The sequence below is a fragment of the Proteus sp. G2675 genome (assembly GCF_963886535.1).
In the GTDB taxonomy this organism is placed as follows: domain Bacteria; phylum Pseudomonadota; class Gammaproteobacteria; order Enterobacterales; family Enterobacteriaceae; genus Proteus; species Proteus mirabilis.
Genome location: NZ_CAWPCB010000037.1, coordinates 61,367 through 82,161 on the forward strand (window position 1 = coordinate 61,367; position 20,795 = coordinate 82,161).

Annotated in this window: 14 protein-coding genes, 1 tRNA gene and 1 pseudogene; 11 read left to right on the forward strand and 5 right to left on the reverse strand. The window is 38.5% G+C overall.

Annotated elements, in window-relative coordinates:
* Positions 1-42: 42 nt before the first annotated feature.
* The 6 genes from AACQ49_RS12395 to AACQ49_RS12420 all read left to right on the forward strand — a co-directional run bounded on the left by AACQ49_RS12395 (position 43) and on the right by AACQ49_RS12420 (position 7,459).
* The gene (locus tag AACQ49_RS12395) at positions 43-630 is read left to right on the forward strand and encodes an inovirus Gp2 family protein (RefSeq protein ID WP_161779066.1); all 588 of its coding nucleotides are present in this window, start codon (positions 43-45) and stop codon (positions 628-630) included.
* A 105-nt stretch (positions 631-735) separates the two neighbouring features.
* A complete protein-coding gene (locus tag AACQ49_RS12400; protein ID WP_066749988.1) occupies positions 736-945 on the forward strand; it encodes a helix-turn-helix transcriptional regulator in 210 nt (69 codons plus the stop codon).
* An 842-nt stretch (positions 946-1,787) separates the two neighbouring features.
* Positions 1,788-2,909 carry an AAA family ATPase gene (locus AACQ49_RS12405; protein WP_161779067.1) on the forward strand — a complete coding sequence of 374 codons (1,122 nt, stop codon included), beginning with the start codon at positions 1,788-1,790 and terminating at the stop codon, positions 2,907-2,909.
* Positions 2,902-5,103 (forward strand): S8 family serine peptidase, encoded by a 2,202-nt coding sequence (locus AACQ49_RS12410; protein WP_161779068.1) that lies wholly within the window; start codon positions 2,902-2,904, stop codon positions 5,101-5,103. The genes AACQ49_RS12405 and AACQ49_RS12410 overlap by 8 nt, the downstream gene beginning before the upstream one ends.
* A gap of 53 nt (positions 5,104-5,156) precedes the next feature.
* Entirely contained in the window at positions 5,157-6,419 is a 1,263-nt protein-coding gene (locus tag AACQ49_RS12415) for a hypothetical protein (protein ID WP_161779069.1), read from the forward strand.
* Positions 6,416-7,459, forward strand: coding sequence for a hypothetical protein (locus tag AACQ49_RS12420; protein ID WP_161779070.1), 1,044 nt, complete (start codon positions 6,416-6,418; stop codon positions 7,457-7,459). The genes AACQ49_RS12415 and AACQ49_RS12420 overlap by 4 nt, the downstream gene beginning before the upstream one ends.
* 110 nt (positions 7,460-7,569) lie before the next feature.
* Here AACQ49_RS12420 and AACQ49_RS12425 read toward each other — a convergent pair.
* The 3 genes and pseudogenes from AACQ49_RS12425 to AACQ49_RS12435 form a co-directional block, all read right to left on the reverse strand.
* Positions 7,570-7,827 (reverse strand): annotated as a pseudogene (locus tag AACQ49_RS12425) (tyrosine-type recombinase/integrase); the annotation flags it as partial.
* Positions 7,828-7,832: 5 nt separating this feature from the next.
* On the reverse strand, positions 7,833-9,116 hold the full coding sequence (locus tag AACQ49_RS12430) for a tyrosine-type recombinase/integrase (protein ID WP_161779071.1): 1,284 nt from the start codon (positions 9,114-9,116) through the stop codon (positions 7,833-7,835).
* 188 nt (positions 9,117-9,304) lie between these two features.
* A tRNA-Leu gene (locus tag AACQ49_RS12435) sits at positions 9,305-9,389 on the reverse strand.
* Between the two features lie 1,470 nt (positions 9,390-10,859).
* Between AACQ49_RS12435 and ampH the strand changes: the two genes are divergently transcribed.
* A complete protein-coding gene (ampH, locus tag AACQ49_RS12440; RefSeq protein WP_202611306.1) occupies positions 10,860-12,077 on the forward strand; it encodes a D-alanyl-D-alanine-carboxypeptidase/endopeptidase AmpH in 1,218 nt (405 codons plus the stop codon).
* Positions 12,078-12,165: 88 nt separating this feature from the next.
* Here the strand turns inward: ampH and lptG are convergent, their stop codons facing one another.
* Both lptG and lptF read right to left on the reverse strand, forming a co-directional pair.
* On the reverse strand, positions 12,166-13,245 hold the full coding sequence (gene lptG, locus AACQ49_RS12445) for an LPS export ABC transporter permease LptG (RefSeq protein WP_004246180.1): 1,080 nt from the start codon (positions 13,243-13,245) through the stop codon (positions 12,166-12,168).
* The gene (lptF, locus tag AACQ49_RS12450) at positions 13,245-14,342 is read right to left on the reverse strand and encodes an LPS export ABC transporter permease LptF (protein WP_004249580.1); all 1,098 of its coding nucleotides are present in this window, start codon (positions 14,340-14,342) and stop codon (positions 13,245-13,247) included. Before lptF ends, lptG begins: the two co-directional genes overlap by 1 nt.
* A gap of 286 nt (positions 14,343-14,628) precedes the next feature.
* Between lptF and pepA the strand changes: the two genes are divergently transcribed.
* The 4 genes from pepA to AACQ49_RS12470 all read left to right on the forward strand — a co-directional run bounded on the left by pepA (position 14,629) and on the right by AACQ49_RS12470 (position 20,478).
* Positions 14,629-16,137: a leucyl aminopeptidase gene (gene pepA, locus AACQ49_RS12455; protein ID WP_004246183.1), complete on the forward strand. Its 1,509-nt coding sequence runs from the start codon at positions 14,629-14,631 to the stop codon at positions 16,135-16,137.
* Between the two features lie 80 nt (positions 16,138-16,217).
* Positions 16,218-16,667: a DNA polymerase III subunit chi gene (locus AACQ49_RS12460; RefSeq protein WP_004246185.1), complete on the forward strand. Its 450-nt coding sequence runs from the start codon at positions 16,218-16,220 to the stop codon at positions 16,665-16,667.
* A 13-nt stretch (positions 16,668-16,680) separates the two neighbouring features.
* On the forward strand, positions 16,681-19,569 hold the full coding sequence (locus tag AACQ49_RS12465; protein WP_161779073.1) for a valine--tRNA ligase: 2,889 nt from the start codon (positions 16,681-16,683) through the stop codon (positions 19,567-19,569).
* A gap of 399 nt (positions 19,570-19,968) precedes the next feature.
* Complete coding sequence (locus AACQ49_RS12470; RefSeq protein ID WP_004249583.1) at positions 19,969-20,478, forward strand: GNAT family N-acetyltransferase; 510 nt, start codon at positions 19,969-19,971, stop codon at positions 20,476-20,478.
* Positions 20,479-20,795 lie beyond the last annotated feature (317 nt).

Consider the following 20,795-nt stretch of genomic DNA (forward strand, 5'->3'; position numbering starts at 1 on the left):
CCATTCTAGATATGAAAATAAAACCAACCAAAGGTATCAATCATGTCTAGAAACACCTACAACGAGCATTACATTCAAAAGATAAACCACACCATCCGTAAATCACTCTTAACCTATAATCGAGTTACTGCTATTCGAGTGGACTTGCGCTTTCCTTCATCGGATATACTTCACTTAAGTGACTCCAATGCCATCACCCGATTTTTTGAATCGTTAAAAGCAAAAATAAATGCTGACCTAAAACGTAAAAATAAAATATGGAAGCGTAACCATTCATGCCCTTTGTTTTATGTATGGGTCAGAGAGTTTGGTGAGATAAAAAACAAAAAACACTACCATGTACTTTTGCTATTAAATAAAGATGTCTATTGGGGTCTTGGCGACTTTATTAAAACCGAAGGGACGCTCTATGTATTCATACAACAAGCATGGTGTAGTGCTATAGATGTTAACTTCCCTGACAAGCGTTATTTAGTTCATATCCCAGACAATGCAGTTACTTGGCTAGATAACAATAATACCAACAATGAAAGTACGATATTCGAATTAAACCAGCGTTGTAGTTACTTAGCCAAAGAGCATACAAAATATTATGGTGATGGCGAGCGTTCTTTTGGATGCAGCCGTTAATCTACCAATAAAAAACATGAGGGGGATATCTTTTGGAAGAGAGATATCCCTAAACATTTATCGATATCCCTTCTGCCTTTTAACTTTAAAGACAGGAGTTCAATAATGAGTACTCAAGCGATTCCCTTATTAGATGACCAATTTGTTGATATGAAATTTATAACCCGTTTAACGGGACTAACAGACAAGTGGTTTTATAAATTGATCCAAGATGGAGAGTTTCCAAAGCCTATAAAGCTGGGTCGTAGCTCTCGCTGGTTAAAGAGCGAAGTTGAAAATTGGTTACAAGCACGTATTGCCGAGTCCAGAGCGTAACCATCGTACCGCTACCCTTTCTGCGCTGATAGCATCAACATTTAAATCACACCGGAAACCTAACAATGAAAAAGTATCATGACTCTCATGAGGCATAGCTACGCCGTTATCAATACAAGCTAAATGGCTTTACTAAATTCACTATCAATCACGGCATCTAACATCCCTATATAGTCCAGCGGATACTAGCAGATATACGCTTTCCTGGCACCGACAGCACACCCGCTATGCCTGTACCGTTTAATCGACGGTAGAACGTTCCCTGAGCCATTATCAGTACAGTCTGATATGGATGTGAGTTAATGGTTGATAACCGTCTGCTACGTTATCAACCCATGTTAGAGGGGGATTCTTCTCAGCGAATGCGTTCGCCTTGGACAACTTTCATTTGCTAATAAACTGATTAGCCTATTCAAGCAGTTCAATGAACCTGATCTACGCCATAAAGTGATGTGGCTGTACTTGTATGATTTGATGCTGGGTTTTCCTTTAGATGATTGGCTGAATGCCCTAAAGATGAGAACTGAAGAACAGCTGGTGGAATGGATCATTGGCAGGCCGATGAAGAACAGGGGCCTAACTAGGATCATCGATGAGTATGTATTGTTTGCTAACCTATAAAATTTAATCAGCTATTCAGTCAAAAAATCATATCACTTCTATAATTGTTGACTCAAGAAATGGAACTAACAATTTTCACACTGTGAAAAAACACAGCACATCTAGATTTATCATGCGAAAAGGCTATAATGTTTTTTTAATGAAAAACTAGTCATAGTTATTGGTTTGTTTTATTTATTAAAAATCAATTAATTACAAATCAAACTGACAATGGTGTTATAATGGAACTAGATTTAGTCAGCGTTATCAAACTAGCTCTCGAGGGTAAGGATAAAGACTTAAGGCTTTACTTAGCCAAACATATTCGCTCACTCAGAAAGAGTAACCCTTTACTAGCTAAACAAATTGAAGAGTTACTAAAAACTCAGCCAGTTAGGTCTCATCAAATAATGAGAAAAGAGACCCACTCATTCGATCTTCCGATAAATGAAACTGATGATAAACCCGCCATTCCTTTGAATCTCCTTAAAGAACAGGTAGACATCAACAATCGCGACGAACCCCTTTTACAAGAATCGGTAAAAAAGCAACTAGAACAAGTTCTTCTCGAAAGAAAAAAAATTGACTTACTTACTAGAAATGGTTTAACGCCCACAAAATCACTTATTTTTAGTGGTCCTCCGGGAGTTGGAAAAACAATGACTGCGCAATGGTTATCATCAAGACTAAATATTCCTTTATATACACTTGATTTAACAACAGTAATGAGTAGTTTTTTGGGTAAAACAGGAAACAACCTTAGGAATGTAATTGATTATGCTAAATCTCACCCATCGATACTTTTACTTGATGAAATAGACGCTATTGCAAAAAAACGTACAGATGAATCTGATGTTGGCGAACTAAAAAGACTTGTAACCATTATGCTTCAAGAACTCGAAGACTGGCCTGCTACAGGGTTACTCGTCGCAGCTACAAATTATCCAGAGCTAATAGATCCTGCCTTATGGCGTCGTTTTGACTGTGAAATTACGTTTTCATTACCCAATAATAAGCAAGTTAGTGAAGCTATCCGTTTATATTCCGGTAAAGATTTTAAAGTATTAGAGCCATGGTTAGAGTTATTAAAAGAAAATTTTTACGGGCAATCCTACAGTAATATAAAGCGTGAGATACTTCATTTACGTAGACTATATTTACTTCAACCGGATGATTTTGATTCCAACTTTATTTCTCAGATTAATTTTGATTTAAATGCAAAAACTAAAACTGAAAAAATTAATTTCGCGGTAAAACTAGTAAGTCAATTTGGATTTACGCAGCAAAAAGCATCAAAAGTTACCAATGTAAGTAGAGATACTATTCGCAAGAGACTCATGGGTAAGGAGAATCAAAGTGAGTGAGAAAAAAAATTATATTATCGGTAAAGCAGAAGAGTTAACATCATTAAAACCACCACCAAGGATAAATCCTAGTGTAGACCCTATTTATACATTTGAGGAGGTCATTGCTCGGCTGAAACCACAATTCGAAAAAACAGCTAAAGAGTTAAGTACACTAGGTACTGATATATGCCCGAAAGACTTTGCAGTGAGCGCAATTACGTTACATCCCTCATACATTGCAAAAGGACATTTCCCAAGGGCATTATTTAAAGAGATGGGAGTTCGTTCGGTTGGTAGCAAAAGTACAAATGTATTACCAGATCGGTGGACTAGAGTCGGAAAACCAAAAGAATCCCCTACAACTCAAATATTTGTTGCAGGAAAACGGGAGCGACTAGCTGAATTTACCAAAAGTATATCTTTATCTTCAGAAGATAGCCCTGGCGCATCAGATCTTTTTCGTATTTGGAGTATAGCAACAGTTGATGAACGCGAAAAGATAAAAGCGAATTCTGCTGCCTATGATGGATATTGGGAAGTTGGCCTACAACTAATTCCTGGTGGGAACTCAGAGTTTATAAAAAATGCGTTCATCAATTATGCAATAGAATTGGGCTTTCAACCTAAAGAAAACCTAGCTATTGAAGTTTCCAATCTTTGGTTTGTTCCTATGGCTGGAGATGATAATAAATTGATAACTCTTGCAGCCTTTTCATTTGTAAGAGTTATCCGTCCATTACCTTCAATGCGATCTTTTAGACCTTTAACTAGAGGTATGAGTATAGGAGCTGATGTAAATCTACCAAACGTACATCCCTACGCTTCTGATATTCGAGTAGCCATTCTTGATGGTGGACTTCCTGATAGACATGTATTAGAGCCATGGGTATCAAACTATAATCTTTCTGATCCATCAGCAAATGATTTGCCTGATGGACCATCACACGGTTTAGGTGTAACTTCAGCTTTTCTTTTTGGTCCTCTTTGGCCTGATGAAGAAGCACCCAGACCATTTTCATATGTCGATCACTATAGGGTTTTAGACGAAAAAACTGCAGAAGAAGACCCATATGAACTTTATAGAACACTTTCACACCTAGAAGACATATTATTATCTAGACAATATGAATTCATGAATCTAAGTTTAGGGCCTGATCTACCTATTGATGATGATGAAATTCATCCATGGACCTCATTAATTGATACTTATTTATCTGATGGTGAAACGTTTCTGACAATCGCAGCAGGAAATAATGGTAACAGTAACAATTCATTAGGCTTAGATCGGGTTCAGGTTCCGTCTGACTGTGTAAATGCTCTTTCCGTAGGAGCCATTGATCAAGTTGATTCAGGATGGAAACGAGCATCTTATAGCGCAGTTGGTCCTGGTCGATCTCCTGGTTTAGTAAAACCTGATCTAGTTACTTTTGGTGGGACACCAAAACAATATTTCCATATACCAAGCTCTATTGATTTTGGAAAGTTAACACCTATTTGTGGAACAAGTTTTTCAGCACCTTATCTCCTACGATATGCTGTTGGTATACGTGCAATTTTAGGGTATGAAATATCGACACTAGCAATTAAAGCTCTACTGATTAATTCAGCAGATCAATCAACGCATGAAAAAACAGAAGTTGGTTGGGGGAAAATACCCAATTCAATTAGTCAAATTGTCGAGTCTCCAGATGGTACCGCTAAAATTCTATATCAAGGCGAACTCTACCCTGGCAAATATCTTAGGGTTCCATTACCAATACCGAAAAATGGAATAACTGGAAAGGTAAAAATTAAGGCAACCTGCTGTTTTTCTAGTCCAGTTGATCCTCAAGACACATCTATGTATACAAAAGCAGGTATAGAAATTACATGGCGACCAACACCTGATAAAACAGATACATTTTTTAAACAGAAAACAGTTGCGACTGAAGCTGAATTACGTTCGGATGCTGGAAAATGGGAGTCTGTTTTGCATGAAGAAAAAGGAAAGTTAGGAAGTAGTCTCAATGATCCGTGTTTTGAAATCCATTACATGGCAAGAGATGGAGGTGATCAGATATCTGGTTCTAAAGCAGCAATTATTAAATATGCTTTTATAGTATCTCTCGAAGCACCTAAAACACCAGATATTTTTAATGATATCCTTAAATCCAATACAAAATTAATCGAAATACAGCCACGACTGCCTATTCCCATTCCTATTTCAATCTAAATTAAATTGTATATCAATGAGTTAAATTAAATTTAATCTCTTAAGGAAAAAAAATGGATAAGAAAATTAAAGGATCGTGGTTGATACATCATACTAATAAATTACAAGGTGTTACCAACCAATTTGGTTATGATAATACATATTTGGCAGGGAAAGCAGGAATATTATTATCTGCAATTTCTGCAAATAAAGATACAACCTTAGATAACAATAAGTTATCCGTGTTAGCTACGGCTGCAAACATCAATTTATCATTTGAACTTCCCAAACTTATTGATGTATTAAAGAAACAACAACTTATAGATACAGCTACTGGTGGTATTGCTGTATTAGGTGTAACAACTACATCTGCACTTCAACACACATCTGACCTTTTTGATAGCTTAAAACCAAAAGCAAGCGAAATAGCATCTATTTCGCTTGCAGAAAGAGCTTCAATGTCACCTATTTTTATAAAGGATGTTGCTACGGAATTAGCAGATACATATAAACTAGCATCGGAGGAATTAAACCAACTATTTACAAATGCCGAACAAATTGGTTTTGTTGATTCTGAAAAGCTAGATAATAACAACACCTTGCTATTCAATGGTAATCTATTTCGCCGAGATTCAACAAAAAAAATAAAGGCTGTCCTTGACTCACTTAAACCAGATGAGCAAATAAAATTAAATGAACTCCAAGATACATTAAAAAAGCAAGCATGTCTCAATGTTGAGCAAGCTGAGAATTTTCTTGGCACTCAATTATTTCAAAAAGTTACTGCTATCGGTTTGTTTGATATAAGTGTTGTCAGTAATTCAACTGAAAATATAGGATTTATTACGCTACCTTCTGCATTTTCTAAATATAGTAACTCTATGGTTGATGATGCATTTGATCTTGCTAAAGCATTTGTTAGCTCAATAACATATGGTATGACTAAAAGTTCTTATACCCGTGGAAAAATTCAAATGGTTGATGCTTTATTAAGTGCTTTAGTACGAGGTGAAAGTGTTGGCCCCGTTCAAGCAATTTCAGAGGACTATAAGCTTCTTGAATTAAAAGGTGTAGTTAAAGTTAGTCAAGGATCAAAAAAAGGACGTACAGGCCCTATGCTTGAGCTCCTTAAAATTGAGGTTGGAGAGTTAGCCCTTCAAGTAATAAGGCAAGGTGATGTAAGTGAACATTCATTAAAAAACTTTCCCACCGCAGCAGTAACATCTTTCAATGGGCCTGAACAAAATAGAGAATTAACCCGAAGAACTCAAAGAAGATTAAGCCCTAAAGCGACCAATGATATGCTATCTGTCCTTCGGACTGGAGGTGGCTTATGAGTAAATATAAACACACATTACCAAAAGGATTCATGATGGAAGAACTACTTCGTAGTTATTTCATTAAAGCTGGGTACTACGTTATTCGCGGTGTACCATTCAGCTATGAAGGGTTTGATGTTACAGACATCGATTTATGGCTGTATAGCAGGACGTCCTCTGTTTCTCGAGAAATTACTTTAGTTGATGCAAAAAATAAAAAAACACCTCAAGCAATTGAACGAATTTTTTGGGTTCAGGGATTACGTATTGCAACAAAAGCTACAAATGCAATTGTAGCAACAACAGATAGACGTCAAGAAGTAAAAGATTTTGGTAGGAAACTTGATGTGCTAGTTCTTGATGGTAATTTTTTAACAAAACTTGCTAATTCAGATAGTCCAAATATTAATAGACTTTCAGATGAAGAATTTTTTACAAAAATAGATGATTATTCGTTAAGTAAATTAGATGGAAACTGGCGAGGGCGAATTTTATCTTCAAAGGGCCTATTAGCAAAACCACTATCTTTTGATAGCTGTAATGAATGGATTTCCCACGGAAAATTTTTTGCAGAACAATCTATAACTCAAGAAATACAACACGAAACAGCGCTGCGATGCCTTTACTTGATCTGCTCTTTCATCTCTATTTCAATAGATTATTGTATGAAAGAATTATCTTTCCTAGATCAACCTGAACGTAATATTTTGATCAAAGATGGATTTACTTATGGTTCTAGAGGAAGTTCTGGTATGAAAAAAATACTAGATATTTCAATGCGACTTGTAGAAGAACATGCCAACGATGGCTTAGCCATATCCCAGCAAGTAAGACTCAATGTTGAAAATCAATTATCTCAATTGAATACAACTATACTAGGTGATTTCTTTTCGAAAAATGATGTAGCTATGACATTATTTTCTGTGGCTAAAGAGTTTGAGCACTTAGCAATGTCTCGTGATTTCCTATCACATAAAACAGCTAGTTCTAATCTTCGAAGTATTCTCTTTTGCCTTCTTGACTACTGGGAAATTGATAGAGTTATGTTCTCAAAATAACTATTCTATTCATGCTTTATAAAATAATAAAAATAGCCACCTTTACGTTTAGACGTAAAGGTGGCTATTAATTTCCCTTGTTAACTTTTCTTTATTTGAAACAACTTTGATTAGAGTGTTCCAGTTGCTCCCAATAAAGTGGACACTTCCAACTTATCCATATAATCCGCATGCCACTGCATCATTTCCCTGCGTCCATCCATATACTGAGCATGATTATACGTGCCACGGATCGCATTCTTATCGATATGAACAAGCTGGATTTCAATCTATGCAGAGTTATATCCTTTCTCATGCAAAATTGTGCTCATCCTGTGGCGGAAGCCATGCCCTGTTAGCCTTCCTTTATACCCCAACAACTCAATAACCTAATTTAAATTATCTTTAATGGGGAGTGGACAAGATTACCCGATTTAGCAAAACTAAAAGGTGAAATCTCCTTCGTCCTATTCGCATCCAGATAATCAGCCCACCATTGCACCATCAGTCGCCTTTCCTCAATATGTTCAGCCTTATGAATATAAGCAGCCCTCACTGAGTTGCGCTCTTGGTGGCTCATTTGCCTTTCTACTGCATCCTTCGACCATAGACCCGACTCAATCAACGAACTACACGCCATCGTTCTGAAACCATGACCACACACTTCTGTCTTAGTATCATAACCCATCACACGTAATGCGTTGTTTACCGTGTTCTCACTCATTGGTTTTCTTGGATTATGATCGCCAATAAAGATCAACTCATGGTTACCACTGAATTGATAGATCTGTTTTAAGATCTCAATAGCTTGTCGACTTAAAGGGACTAAGTGAGTAGTACGCATTTTTGATCCGCGATGTGAGTGTTTAACCCCTTCTATCGCTTCGCGTTCCGCAGGGATCGTCCACATGGCATTTTCAAAATCGATTTCATCCCAACGAGCAAAGCGCAGCTCACTGGAACGAATGAAGACTAACAAGGTAAGTTTGACTGCAAGTTTAGTTAAAGGTCTTCCCTTATAATCATCGATGCGTTGTAAGAACTCAGGTAGGCGTTTAAGCTCTAATGCCGCTCTATGAACTCGTTTGCCTGTCGCAACTGCGCCAGCCATATCTTGTGCAGGGTTATAGTCGATTAAACCGCTTTGTACGGCATAACGCATAATAGCTGTCACACGTTGTTGTAAACGTGCAGCGACCTCAAGACGTCCAGACATCTCTACCGCTTTAATAGGTTCGAGTAGATCACGAGTTTTTAGTTCGGTAATATTGCGTTTACCAATAGCCGCAAAGATATTGTCCTCAAGGCTTTTGAGGACTCTATGGCTATGCCCTTCCGACCATTTCTTATTGGTTGCATGCCAATCACGTGCAACCTTCTCGAATGTATTAAATTCTTTTTGCTGCTCTTCTTTCACTTCTTTGCGTTTTTCACTTGGATCAAAACCATTAGCAATTAACTTTCTGGCGGCATCTCTTTTCTCTCTGGCTTCTGCGAGTGAAATATCAGGGTAAACACCCAGAGCTAACATTTTTTGCTTACCGCCAAAACGATACTGTAAACGCCAATATTTTGAGCCGTTGGTATGTACCATCAAGTGCATACCATCACCATCGGTCAATTTATACGATTTATCCAAAGGTTTAGCAGCCCTGACTTTAGCATCAGTAAGAGCCATAATTTATCTCCTTGCGTTGGTACAAACTATTATCGAATCGAGAGATACCAACACATATACCAACAGCAGGTACTTGATGTGGGTTGACCTTAGTATACTTGGGAAGACTGAAAAGTGGGAAAAAGCCTTGTAAAACTGGGATTTCAGATACAAAAAAAGACGTCCGTTGACGTCTCTTGATGTTCTTATGGTGCCGAAGGCCGGACTCGAACCGGCACACCCGAAGGCGGTTGATTTTGAATCAACTGCGTCTACCAATTCCGCCACTCCGGCACTGAAGTGTGTTTGGAAAACAGGCTCATTATACTTGCGTGAGGAACCCTCGCAACAATTATTGTTGGTTTTCAGTTTGATTGGCGAAAAAAAGTGCATTTATCTTATCGTTCTTCTATGAATGGGGCAAACTTGTAACATTCATCTATCGATAAGCAACATTGAATTTAACAAGTCTCAATCCCTAAGTCTCTTAGCACACTGACTTCATTTATTTGTGCATAATGGATTATCTTCTGTTGTCATCGTTATAACTGAGTAGTAGATAAAATCGATATATTGAATTATATATAACGAGATATAAAAAAAGGATCAAAACTGGGTTAGTGTTTTGATCCGACGGTACTGCAATTTAAGGGCTTAATTTTATTTTTATGACTATCGTTATTTTTTTAATGTCACTGCCCTTTTCTTCCCTGGTGTAAGGAAGAATTTTTATTCTAAATAGAGTGTTATATTTAATATATATTGTTATTTAAAATAGATAGCCTCTAACTATTTCTTTAACTATATAGTTAATAAATAGCTTTATTTCCCTATCCATTGATTTACTTACTGTTATTTAAACTATTTTATTTTTAAGATAATAATACTTAGTTAAATAAAAGTCTTATCTTTAAATAAAAAGCCCTCTATTAAAATAGATTTATTTATACTGATGATTAATTCATTATTATTTTATTACGGCGATTTTTTACTCTCTTTTTATTTATTCGCTTTCCTTTCATCTTGTTATGTTTTATTTCTCTTTAACCATTTTCCCTTGTTAATTTTGTTAATACGTCTTTACTCGCATTTAGTGTTTAGCTGTCGATTTGATGAGATTATATTAAGTTTTCTTTGTATGTTTCACAACAATTAAAGTATTACAAAGTATAACACGTAGAGTGAGTATCTTTACAAAAACCTTGAAAATGGATAATTTAAATATATGTCTAGAATATAAAACCAGAAACTAATTAATTTAAAGAATATAAATTCATTAATTAACATTTACTTGATAAACAACTGTTAACCGAATAATAAAGAAAAGCTAATAATAAAGTAAAAATAGGCAAAATTTAGGGGGGATTGTAACACCTTTGTAATACTTTCCTGTTTTTTTCACCCTTTTTATGTACAAAAAATAACCAATAATAAGATTTTTATGATGTCCTTCACAAAAAATCTCTTTGTAGAAGTCCTTCAGCCTATTTTACATCAACTTTTCATTAACCCACTATTGCTCTGATAGACATTCTTATTTCTGATAATATAATCAAAATTTGGTTTAAATCTGCTATAAAGGGGATGGTATGGGTATTGTTAGCTGGATCATGGCCGGTATTTTTATTGGGCTTGTTTTAGGTGCTGTACTAAAAATGATAAATAAAAACAAAAAGTAACGCGATAAAACAATCATCCATTTATGTTATGGCTGATTTATTTTGTTCTCTTTTCTTTCACCTTACTCGTTATGTTGATCATAAAATGAAAAAACATCTCCTAAAATATCTCCTCATTCCTGTTGCACTACTTACGCTCAATGCCTGTAGTCAACGTGCAACGGTAACGCCAACGTTACCCGCTAAGTTTAATCAACATAATGTGCCTGAATTGTCACAATGGCCAACCACCTTATCACCAAAGGCGAATAATAGTCGGGAGATTTTTGATAAGTATGCTCAGCAGATTTATCAAAAAAGTAACCCTCAAGGGATGGTGATTGTCATGATTAACAATACGCAATCTCTTAATCGTGCTTTTGGTACTACAAGCCCCGATAGCCGTCAAACCCCGTCAATGAACTCATTAATACGTATTGCTTCTATTACTAAATTAATGACGAGTGAAGTAATGTTAAAATTACAAGATGATGGCAAGTTGTTGGTTACTGATCCTCTGCAAAAATATAGTTATTATGGTGTCGATATTCCATTAGTGAACAATCAATCTCCTATTCGTCTTTATCATTTAGCTACCCATACCAGTGGTTTTCCTCGTGAACAACCCGGTGGAAAATGGGGTAGACCGGTTTTTATTTGGCCACCCCATGGCGATCGCTGGAACTGGCTAAAAAAAGCCTCTTTAACAACACCGGCGGGACAATCTGCCTCTTATTCTAATCTGGCTTATGATTTATTAGCAGATGCATTAGTGAAAGCCTCTGGTAAAAACTATCCTCAACTATTAAAACAGTATGTGACACAACCTGCGGGAATGCGTGATACCACGTTAACGCCAAGTAGCACACAATGTCAGCGATTATTAATTGGTTATAGACCCAGCCCTTGTTCTGAGACTATCGCCGCCGCCGGAAGTGGGGGTGTTTATTCTACGCCTGCAGATATGCAACGTTGGATGCAAGGCTTTTTAAACTCAAATAATACGATGAGAAAAGCGACGGCCAGTAAAGAGCAGTCTATTTATTTTCCGCGCCAACGACTATCTTCTATTGAAGGGATGGATGTTGCAGGGCGAGCGGATGGCATTGGCTTAGGATGGGTTTATATGGCGCCTGCCAATGGTGTGCCTGCTATTTACCAAAAAACCGGTGGTGGCGGTGGTTTTAATACCTATATGGCAACCATTCCTGAATTAAATATCGGTGTTTTTGTTGTCATCACCCGTAAAGCTAATGGCACCAAGTTTAGTGAAGTGACTCGAGGAACAAATGCCCTTGTGCGTGCTTTAGCACAAAGTTTTTAAACGAAATAATCAACTTATAGACCGATAAAAAAGCGCCTTGATTGTTGAAGGCGCTTTTTCTTTAAGCATTGTTAATCGTTAATACTACTTAGCGATTACGCCTCATTAATAGCCATAAACTTAATACTAAAAAGAGCATACCAGGAACTAAGGCTGCCACTACGGCAGGAATGCCATATACCAAACTTAATCGGCCTGAGACTTCATTCACAATATAGAACAGAAAACCAAAGGCTATTCCTGTTACCACACGCAGCCCCATAGGTACAGTACGTAATGGGCCAAAAATAAATGACAGCGCCATTAGCATCATCACTGCAACAGAAATAGGCGCAAAGATTTTTTTCCAGAAGTTCAGCTCATAGTTGGCTGATTCTTGCCCACTCTGTTTGAGGTATTTTACATATTGATATAAGCCACTTATGGATAAGGCATCTGGATCTAATGCCACAACACTCAGTTTTTCAGGTGTTAGGCGAGTCTGCCACTCTAAAGATACCTGTTTTTTACCCGTGATTTTTTGTGGCGAAGTAAGATCAGATTGCTCAACTTGTTTCAGTAACCACACTTTTTTATCTGGATCATAAGTGGCACTGGATGCATAACGCACAGTTTCAAGTTTTCGATTATTATCGAAATTATACAGCGTAATGCCTTGCATCTCATTTTGGCTTTTAATACGGTTAATATAGATAAATTGATTACCATCTTTAGCCCACATTCCACGGTTAGTGGACACTAAAGAGTTACCCATGATCTTTTCTGCACGGTAATTACGTGCATATTGCTCACCTTGCGGTGCCCCCCACTCGCCAATTAATACCGTTAACAGTACTAATGGGATCGCGGTTTTCATCACGGAGCCGGCAATTTGCAAACGAGTAAAACCCGATGCCTGCATCACCACCAGCTCACTACGTGTCGCTAATGCCCCTAACCCTAATAAAGCCCCTAATAAGGCCGCCATCGGAAAGAAGATTTGCACATCTTTGAGGATATTTAAAACCGCATAAATCCCCGCATCTAAGGTCGTAAAATCACCTTGCCCTACTTTGCGCAGCTGATCGACGAATTTGATAATGCCAGACAGTGATACCAGTAAAAATAGCGTCATCAAAATCGATTGCAAAATCGTACGCCCGATATATTTATCTAATACACCAAACATCAGGCAACTCCTTTCTTAAAGCGAGCACGTAGTTTGCGCATTGGTAAGGTATCCCACGCATTCAATAACAGCGCTAAAGCAAAATAAATCCCATTCACTGTCCACATAGCAATAAGTGGGTCAACCTTTCCTTTTTCACCGCTTGAACGCAAGGAGCTTTGTAATAGGAAAAACACCAAATAAAGCAACATCGCCGGCAACATACTTAACACTCGCCCTTGACGTGGGTTGACTTCACTTAACGGCACAACCATTAACGCCATGATCACCACAGAGAAAATTAAGGTTAAACGCCAATGAAATTCAGCGATAGACTCAGGCTCTGTTGAGTGCCACAACTCATTCATGGTTTTTTGTTCGACGCGATTACGGCTAATAGTAGACTCTCGATGGCCTATCACCGCTTGGTAATCGGTAAAATCAGTAATACGAAAATCGCGTAGTACCGCCGTACCTTCATACCGCGTACCCTCGCTAAGTACCACGACTTGGTTACCGTTTGGTAGCTCTTTGGTATAACCTTTATCCGCCACCACAACAGATGGGCGTTGGTTTTGTGTTGGACGCAATTGAGCCAAGAAAACATCTTGGAATTGGTTGCCCTTTACGCTACCGAGATAAAGCACCATATTACGGTCACTGGACATTTTAAATTGCCCTTCCATTAATGCCGCTAAGCTTGGATTGGCTTTTGCATCTTCCAGCACTTGCTCTTGATGTACAGACGACCATGGTATCAACCACACCACATTCCCTGCCGCCAAGACGCTAGTAAGTAATGACAACAATAGTGCTGCTTGCACTAATGCTTTTTTACCTATTCCACAGGCATTCATGACGGTTATCTCACTTTCAACATAAAGTTTGCTGTAAGTCATCAGAAGACCAAGAAAAAGGCTTAATGGTAGAATAAGCTGTGCCATCTCGGGGATCCCCAGCCACAGCAGAGAAACCACAAGGTTTGTAGGAATATTACCTTCTACAGCAGCCCCTAAAATTTCAACCAGCTTTTGGCTAAAGAAGATAAGCATCAAGATAAATAAGATGGCTATCTGACTTTTAAGGGTTTCCCGAGCTAAATATCGAATTATAATCACGCTAGTTATGCCTGTGAAAACTTGTCTTTTTGCAGGAAAATCGCTAACTTCGTTGTATATCTATCATTTGTGCATCTCAGTTAGACATTCTTGCAGCCCAAATGATATCAAAACATGCTATAAACAGGTTCCCAATCAGAACAAGCTTATAAGTTAGCTAAATTAGTTGTGTTCAATTAATGCATTTAGCTTAACATAAAAAGTAAACTTTCTATGGGGTAGATTAATGCGGATCACTATTCTAAACGATACTTTCCGTTTTTGTCTTTAATATTCAGGAGAACGCATGGAGTTTAATGTAAAAAGCGGCAGCCCAGAGAAACAACGCAGCGCTTGTATTATCGTGGGGGTGTTTGAGCCTCGTCGTTTATCTCCGATAGCGGAGCAACTTGATAAAATCAGCGATGGTTACATCAGCGCCTTATTACGCCGTGGTGAACTGGAAGGTAAAGTCGGCCAGTCATTGCTGCTGCACCATGTGCCAAATGTTCTCTCTGAGCGCGTTTTGCTGATTGGTTGTGGTAAAGAGCGTGAATTGGATGAACGTCAGTACAAACAAATTATTCAGAAAACAATTAACACGCTCAATGAAACAGGGTCAATGGAAGCAGTTTGTTTTCTGACTGAGCTACATGTTAAAGGCCGTAATAATTACTGGAAAGTACGTCAAGCGGTTGAGACTGCAAAAGACTGCCTCTATACCTTTGATCAACTGAAAAGTAATAAAACCGAATTACGTCGTCCATTACGTAAAATGGTCTTTAATGTCCCTACTCGACGTGAATTACCAAGCGGCGAACGTGCTATTGCCCACGGCTTAGCTATTGCATCAGGGATCAAAGCCTGTAAAGATTTAGCTAATATGCCACCTAATATCTGTAATGCGGCATACTTAGCCTCTCAAGCTCGCCAACTCGCTGACTCATCCGCGAATGTCTCTACCCGAGTCATTGGTGAAGAGCAGATGAAAGAGCTAAATATGAATGCCTATTTAGCGGTCGGTCAAGGTTCACAAAATGAATCTTTAATGTCGATTATTGAATATAAAGGTAATCAAGATCCTGAATCCCGTCCAATCGTACTGGTTGGTAAAGGGCTCACCTTTGATTCTGGTGGTATTTCAATTAAACCTGCTGATGGCATGGATGAAATGAAATACGACATGTGTGGTGCAGCAACAGTATATGGTGTGATGCGCGTCGTTGCTGAGTTACAACTACCTATTAATGTCATCGGTGTATTGGCTGGCTGTGAAAATATGCCGGGTGGTAAAGCCTATCGTCCTGGTGATATTCTTACTACTATGTCAGGCCAGACTGTTGAGGTATTAAATACGGATGCTGAAGGTCGCTTAGTGCTGTGTGATACATTAACCTACGTTGAGCGCTTTGAGCCTGAGTTAGTTATTGATATCGCCACATTAACAGGGGCTTGTATGGTGGCATTAGGTCATCATTATAGTGGATTAATGTCTAACCATAACCCATTAGCCCATGAATTAATGAATGCTTCAGAGCAAGCGGGCGATCGCGCATGGCGCTTACCTTTAGGCGAAGAGTTCTATGAGCAAATTGAATCTAATTTTGCCGATCTTGCCAATACGGGTGGACGTTTAGGGGGAGCCATTACCGCAGGTTGTTTCTTAGCGCGCTTTGCAAGCAAATATAACTGGGCACATTTAGATATCGCAGGTACGGCATGGCGCTCTGGTAAAGCAAAAGGTGCTACGGGTCGCCCAGTATCTTTACTGTCGCAGTTCTTATTAAACCGCGCAGGTTTGAATAGCGACGAGTAATACCGCATAATTATTAAGGTAAATAGAGCAGACTCATAGAAGGGTATTGCAATGCAATACCCTTCTATTATCGGGATATCATGAAAAACGCCACGTTTTATTTAATGGAACATCCATCAATACATCAAGATTTACAAGCCCATGAGTGGCTTGCTTGTCAACTTGCCGCAGAACATTGGCGTTTAGGCAAACGGGTTTTGCTCGTCTGTGATTCACAGCCACAAGCTGAATTGTTGGATGAAGCACTATGGGCAAGAGAGCCACATCAATTTGTGCCTCATAACCTAGCAGGTGAAGGGCCTCGTTATGGTGCGCCTGTTGAATTATGTTGGCCGGGCAAACGGGGCAATGCCCCGCGTGATCTCCTGATTAATTTGCAGTCACAATTTGCAGACTTTGCCACAGCTTTCCATGAAGTGATAGACTTCGTACCTATCGATGAACAATTAAAACAGTTGGCGCGAGAACGATATAAAATTTATCGTAGCGTCGGCTTTACTTTGACAATGGCTACGCCGCCAACCTATTGAATACGTAAAGAATATGGAAAATAAATCCGCACCGAAAGAGCCATCGCTCGATACAACTTATAATCCGACAGAGATTGAACAACCTCTGTATCAACATTGGGAAAAAAATGGCTACTTTAAAGCCAATGGTGATACATCCAAAGAAAGCTTTTGTATTGTGATCCCACCACCTAATGTGACAGGTAGCTTGCACATGGGTCATGCTTTCCAACAAACCATCATGGACACCATGATCCGCTATCAACGTATGCAGGGTAAAAATACCTTGTGGCAAGCGGGTACTGACCATGCAGGTATCGCAACACAGATGGTTGTTGAGCGTAAGATTGCTGCTGAAGAAGGTAAAAACCGCCATGATTATGGCCGTGATGCTTTCATCGATAAAATTTGGGAGTGGAAAGCAGAGTCCGGCGGTAATATCTCTAACCAAATGCGCCGTTTAGGTAACTCCGTAGATTGGGATCGCGAACGCTTTACCATGGATGAAGGTTTATCTAAAGCAGTAAAAGAAGCCTTCGTTCGTTTACACAAAGAAGATCTTATCTATCGTGGCAAACGTCTTGTTAACTGGGATCCTAAATTACACACTGCCATTTCCGATCTCGAAGTTGAAAACCGCGAAATAAAAGGCTCAATGTGGCATCTGCGTTATCCATTAGCTGATGGCGTTAAAACGGCAGAGGGTAAAGATTATCTGATTGTTGCCACGACTCGTCCTGAAACACTGTTAGGTGATACTGGCGTTGCGGTTAACCCAGAAGATCCACGTTATAAAGATCTGATTGGTAAAGAGGTTATTCTACCTTTAATGAACCGTCGTATTCCTATTTTAGCGGATGAACACGCGGATATGGAAAAAGGCACCGGTTGTGTAAAAATCACCCCTGCCCATGACTTTAATGACTATGAAGTAGGTCGTCGCCATCAACTACCAATGATTAATATCATGGATTTTGATGGCAATATTCGTGTTAGCGCAGAAGTATTAGACACTAACGGTGTTGAATCTGATGTATATAGCACAGAGATCCCAGAAGCCTACCAAGGTATGGAACGTTTTGCAGCACGTAAAGCTATTGTCGCTGAATTTGAACGTTTAGGATTATTAGAAGAGATCAAACCTCACGATTTAACGGTACCTTACGGTGATCGTGGTGGTGTAGTTATTGAACCTTTATTAACTGACCAATGGTATGTCCGTGCAGCACCTTTAGCGAAACCTGCGGTAGAAGCGGTTAAAAATGGCGATATTCAATTTGTACCTAAACAATACGAAAACATGTACTTCTCTTGGATGAATGATATTCAAGATTGGTGTATTTCTCGTCAACTGTGGTGGGGTCATCGTATCCCGGCTTGGTATGATAACGAAGGTCATGTTTATGTCGGTCGTGACGAAGAAGAAGTGCGTCGTGAAAATAACATTGCTGCCGATGTAGCATTACGCCAAGATGAAGACGTACTCGATACGTGGTTCTCTTCTGCACTGTGGACATTCTCAACCTTAGGCTGGCCAGAAAACACCGAAGCACTGAAAACATTCCATCCAACGAATGTATTAGTGAGCGGTTTCGATATTATCTTCTTCTGGATTGCCCGCATGATCATGATGACCATGCACTTTATTAAAGATGATGAAGGTAAACCACAGGTTCCATTTAAAACCGTTTATATGACAGGCCTTATCCGTGATGAAGAAGGTCAGAAAATGTCAAAATCTAAAGGTAACGTACTTGATCCTTTAGATATGATTGACGGTATCACATTAGATAAACTGTTAGAAAAACGCACTGGTAATATGATGCAGCCACAAATGGCTGAGCGTATTGCTAAACGCACCAAAAAAGAGTTCCCAGAAGGTATTGAAGCACATGGTACTGATGCTCTGCGCTTTACTTTAGCGGCGTTAGCTTCTACAGGGCGTGATATTAACTGGGATATGAAACGTCTGTCAGGTTACCGTAATTTCTGTAACAAATTATGGAATGCCAGTCGTTTTGTACTGATGAATACAGAAGATCAAGACTGTGGCTATCAAGGTGGTGAGATGACATTCTCATTGGCTGATCGCTGGATCTTAGCTGAATTCAATAACACCATAAAAGCCTATCGTGAAGCGTTAGATAATTATCGCTTTGATATTGCTGCCGGTATTTTATACGAATTCACTTGGAACCAATTCTGTGACTGGTATCTTGAGTTATCAAAACCGGCGGTTCATAAAGGTAATGATGCTCAAAAACGTGCTGCTCGTCATACCTTGATTGAAGTATTAGAGGGTCTGTTACGTCTTGCTCATCCAATTATTCCATTTATTACAGAAACTATCTGGCAACGCGTTAAAGAGGTGAAAGGCATTGAAGGCGAAACCATCATGCTTCAAGCTTTCCCTGAATTTGATGCGTCATTAGTCGACGAGCAAGCACTTAACGATCTGGAATGGATCAAAGAGGTTATCGTCGCAGTTCGTAATATCCGTGCAGAAATGAATATTGCGCCAGGTAAACCACTGGATGTTATTTTACGTGGTGCGGATGAAACGGCTAAACGTCGTGTCAGTGATAACATTGGTTTCTTAAAAGCAATGGGTCGCTTAGCGGATATTCGCCCATTAGCGGAAGGTGAAGAAGCACCATTATCGGTAACTAAACTAGTGAGCGGTGCAGAGCTGTTGATCCCAATGGCCGGCTTTATTGATAAAGATGTAGAGCTTGCCCGTTTAGATAAAGAGCTTGAAAAAGTAGAGAAAGACATCACTACATTAGACAGCAAATTATCAAACGAAGGCTTTGTTAATCGCGCACCTGAGGCTGTTGTCGCCAAAGAGCGTGAGCGTTTAGCATCTTGTTTAAATGCTAAAGAGAAGCTGATTGCCCAAAAAGTCTCTATTGCTGCGTTATAAGTTATTGCACCATTAATACTAAAACCCGCATTGATTGCGGGTTTTAGTTTATTTTTAACACCTAATATCGTTACTACTTAAGATATAGGTTTATCACTAAACCTAAAAATAAAACATTTTTTCACTATATTGTGACTCGTTTTGCAGTGAAATAGTGTTCTATAGTGCCTTTTCTCTATTATTCTCTCTCTAATGAAATAGATATTTGAAATATATCTCTACCAACAAATACCCTAATCATATAAATAAACAGGCATAACAGTTTACAATCCTATTTAATCAATTAAGATGTTTTCAGTGGCCCTCAGTGCTACTTTCAATGAAGAAGTTCCTTTCCGGTGCTCTCTCAATACATTATCAAAAAATATTCTACTAATAAGTAAAACGATGAGTGCAACTATGACTGCAAACCCTAATGCAACACAAAATATTATTATCAGAGCCATTGAAAAAAGAGATAACGCCGGCATTGCACGCGTTATTCGTGAAGTTTCCGCCGAGCATGGCTTAACAGCGGATAAAGGATTTGCAGTAGCTGATCCGATTTTAGATACCTTATTCGAAGTTTATCATCAACCTCGCAGCGCTTACTGGGTGGTAGAAATGGATGGCGAAATTGTTGGTGGTGGTGGTGTCGCACCTCTTGCGGGTGGCGATGGGGAGACTTGTGAATTACAGAAAATGTATCTCTCTTCTAAGTTACGAGGAAAAGGAATTGCGAAAAAAATTGTTCAGCAATCTCTTGAGTTTGGTAAACAACAAGGCTTTAGTCGCTGCTACTTAGAAACTACTGATATTTTAAAAGCAGCAATTGGTCTATATGAAAAATTAGGCTTTGAGTTTATTGATAAAGCATTAGGTAATACAGGCCACAGCGACTGTGAAATTCGTATGCTGAAATCACTTTGATATTTCTTATAACCATGTATCTACATGCTGTATAGATATAAACGCCCGCATATTTAATGCGGGTTTTTTGTTATCTCACAATAGCACTTATCAATATAAAATGAATTTATCTTAATGGTATAAAAGAGCGATATTTTACGGCTATTTTTAATGATTAATCTATATTTAAATTATTAGCAATCTATTTCACATTAAATATTTATCTTAAATTTAATAAAAAAACACAAGTTTAATTTATTTCTCATTTAACTCTAGATAATCATATTTCACATCTTAAATAAAATATTTTTTAGTTTCTGTTCTATTTTAAAATTCCT

Bases quoted from the DNA above. Each gene is read 5' to 3' on its own strand.
- pepA (WP_004246183.1), top strand. From the start codon at position 14,629: ATGGAGTTTAATGTAAAAAGCGGCAGCCCAGAGAAACAACGCAGCGCT.
- AACQ49_RS12395 (WP_161779066.1), top strand. From the start codon at position 43: ATGTCTAGAAACACCTACAACGAGCATTACATTCAAAAGATAAACCAC.
- lptG (WP_004246180.1), bottom strand. From the start codon at position 13,245: ATGTTTGGTGTATTAGATAAATATATCGGGCGTACGATTTTGCAATCG.
- AACQ49_RS12470 (WP_004249583.1), top strand. From the start codon at position 19,969: ATGACTGCAAACCCTAATGCAACACAAAATATTATTATCAGAGCCATT.
- AACQ49_RS12465 (WP_161779073.1), top strand. From the start codon at position 16,681: ATGGAAAATAAATCCGCACCGAAAGAGCCATCGCTCGATACAACTTAT.
- AACQ49_RS12430 (WP_161779071.1), bottom strand. From the start codon at position 9,116: ATGGCTCTTACTGATGCTAAAGTCAGGGCTGCTAAACCTTTGGATAAA.
- ampH (WP_202611306.1), top strand. From the start codon at position 10,860: ATGAAAAAACATCTCCTAAAATATCTCCTCATTCCTGTTGCACTACTT.
- AACQ49_RS12420 (WP_161779070.1), top strand. From the start codon at position 6,416: ATGAGTAAATATAAACACACATTACCAAAAGGATTCATGATGGAAGAA.
- AACQ49_RS12400 (WP_066749988.1), top strand. From the start codon at position 736: ATGAGTACTCAAGCGATTCCCTTATTAGATGACCAATTTGTTGATATG.
- AACQ49_RS12460 (WP_004246185.1), top strand. From the start codon at position 16,218: ATGAAAAACGCCACGTTTTATTTAATGGAACATCCATCAATACATCAA.
- AACQ49_RS12415 (WP_161779069.1), top strand. From the start codon at position 5,157: ATGGATAAGAAAATTAAAGGATCGTGGTTGATACATCATACTAATAAA.
- AACQ49_RS12405 (WP_161779067.1), top strand. From the start codon at position 1,788: ATGGAACTAGATTTAGTCAGCGTTATCAAACTAGCTCTCGAGGGTAAG.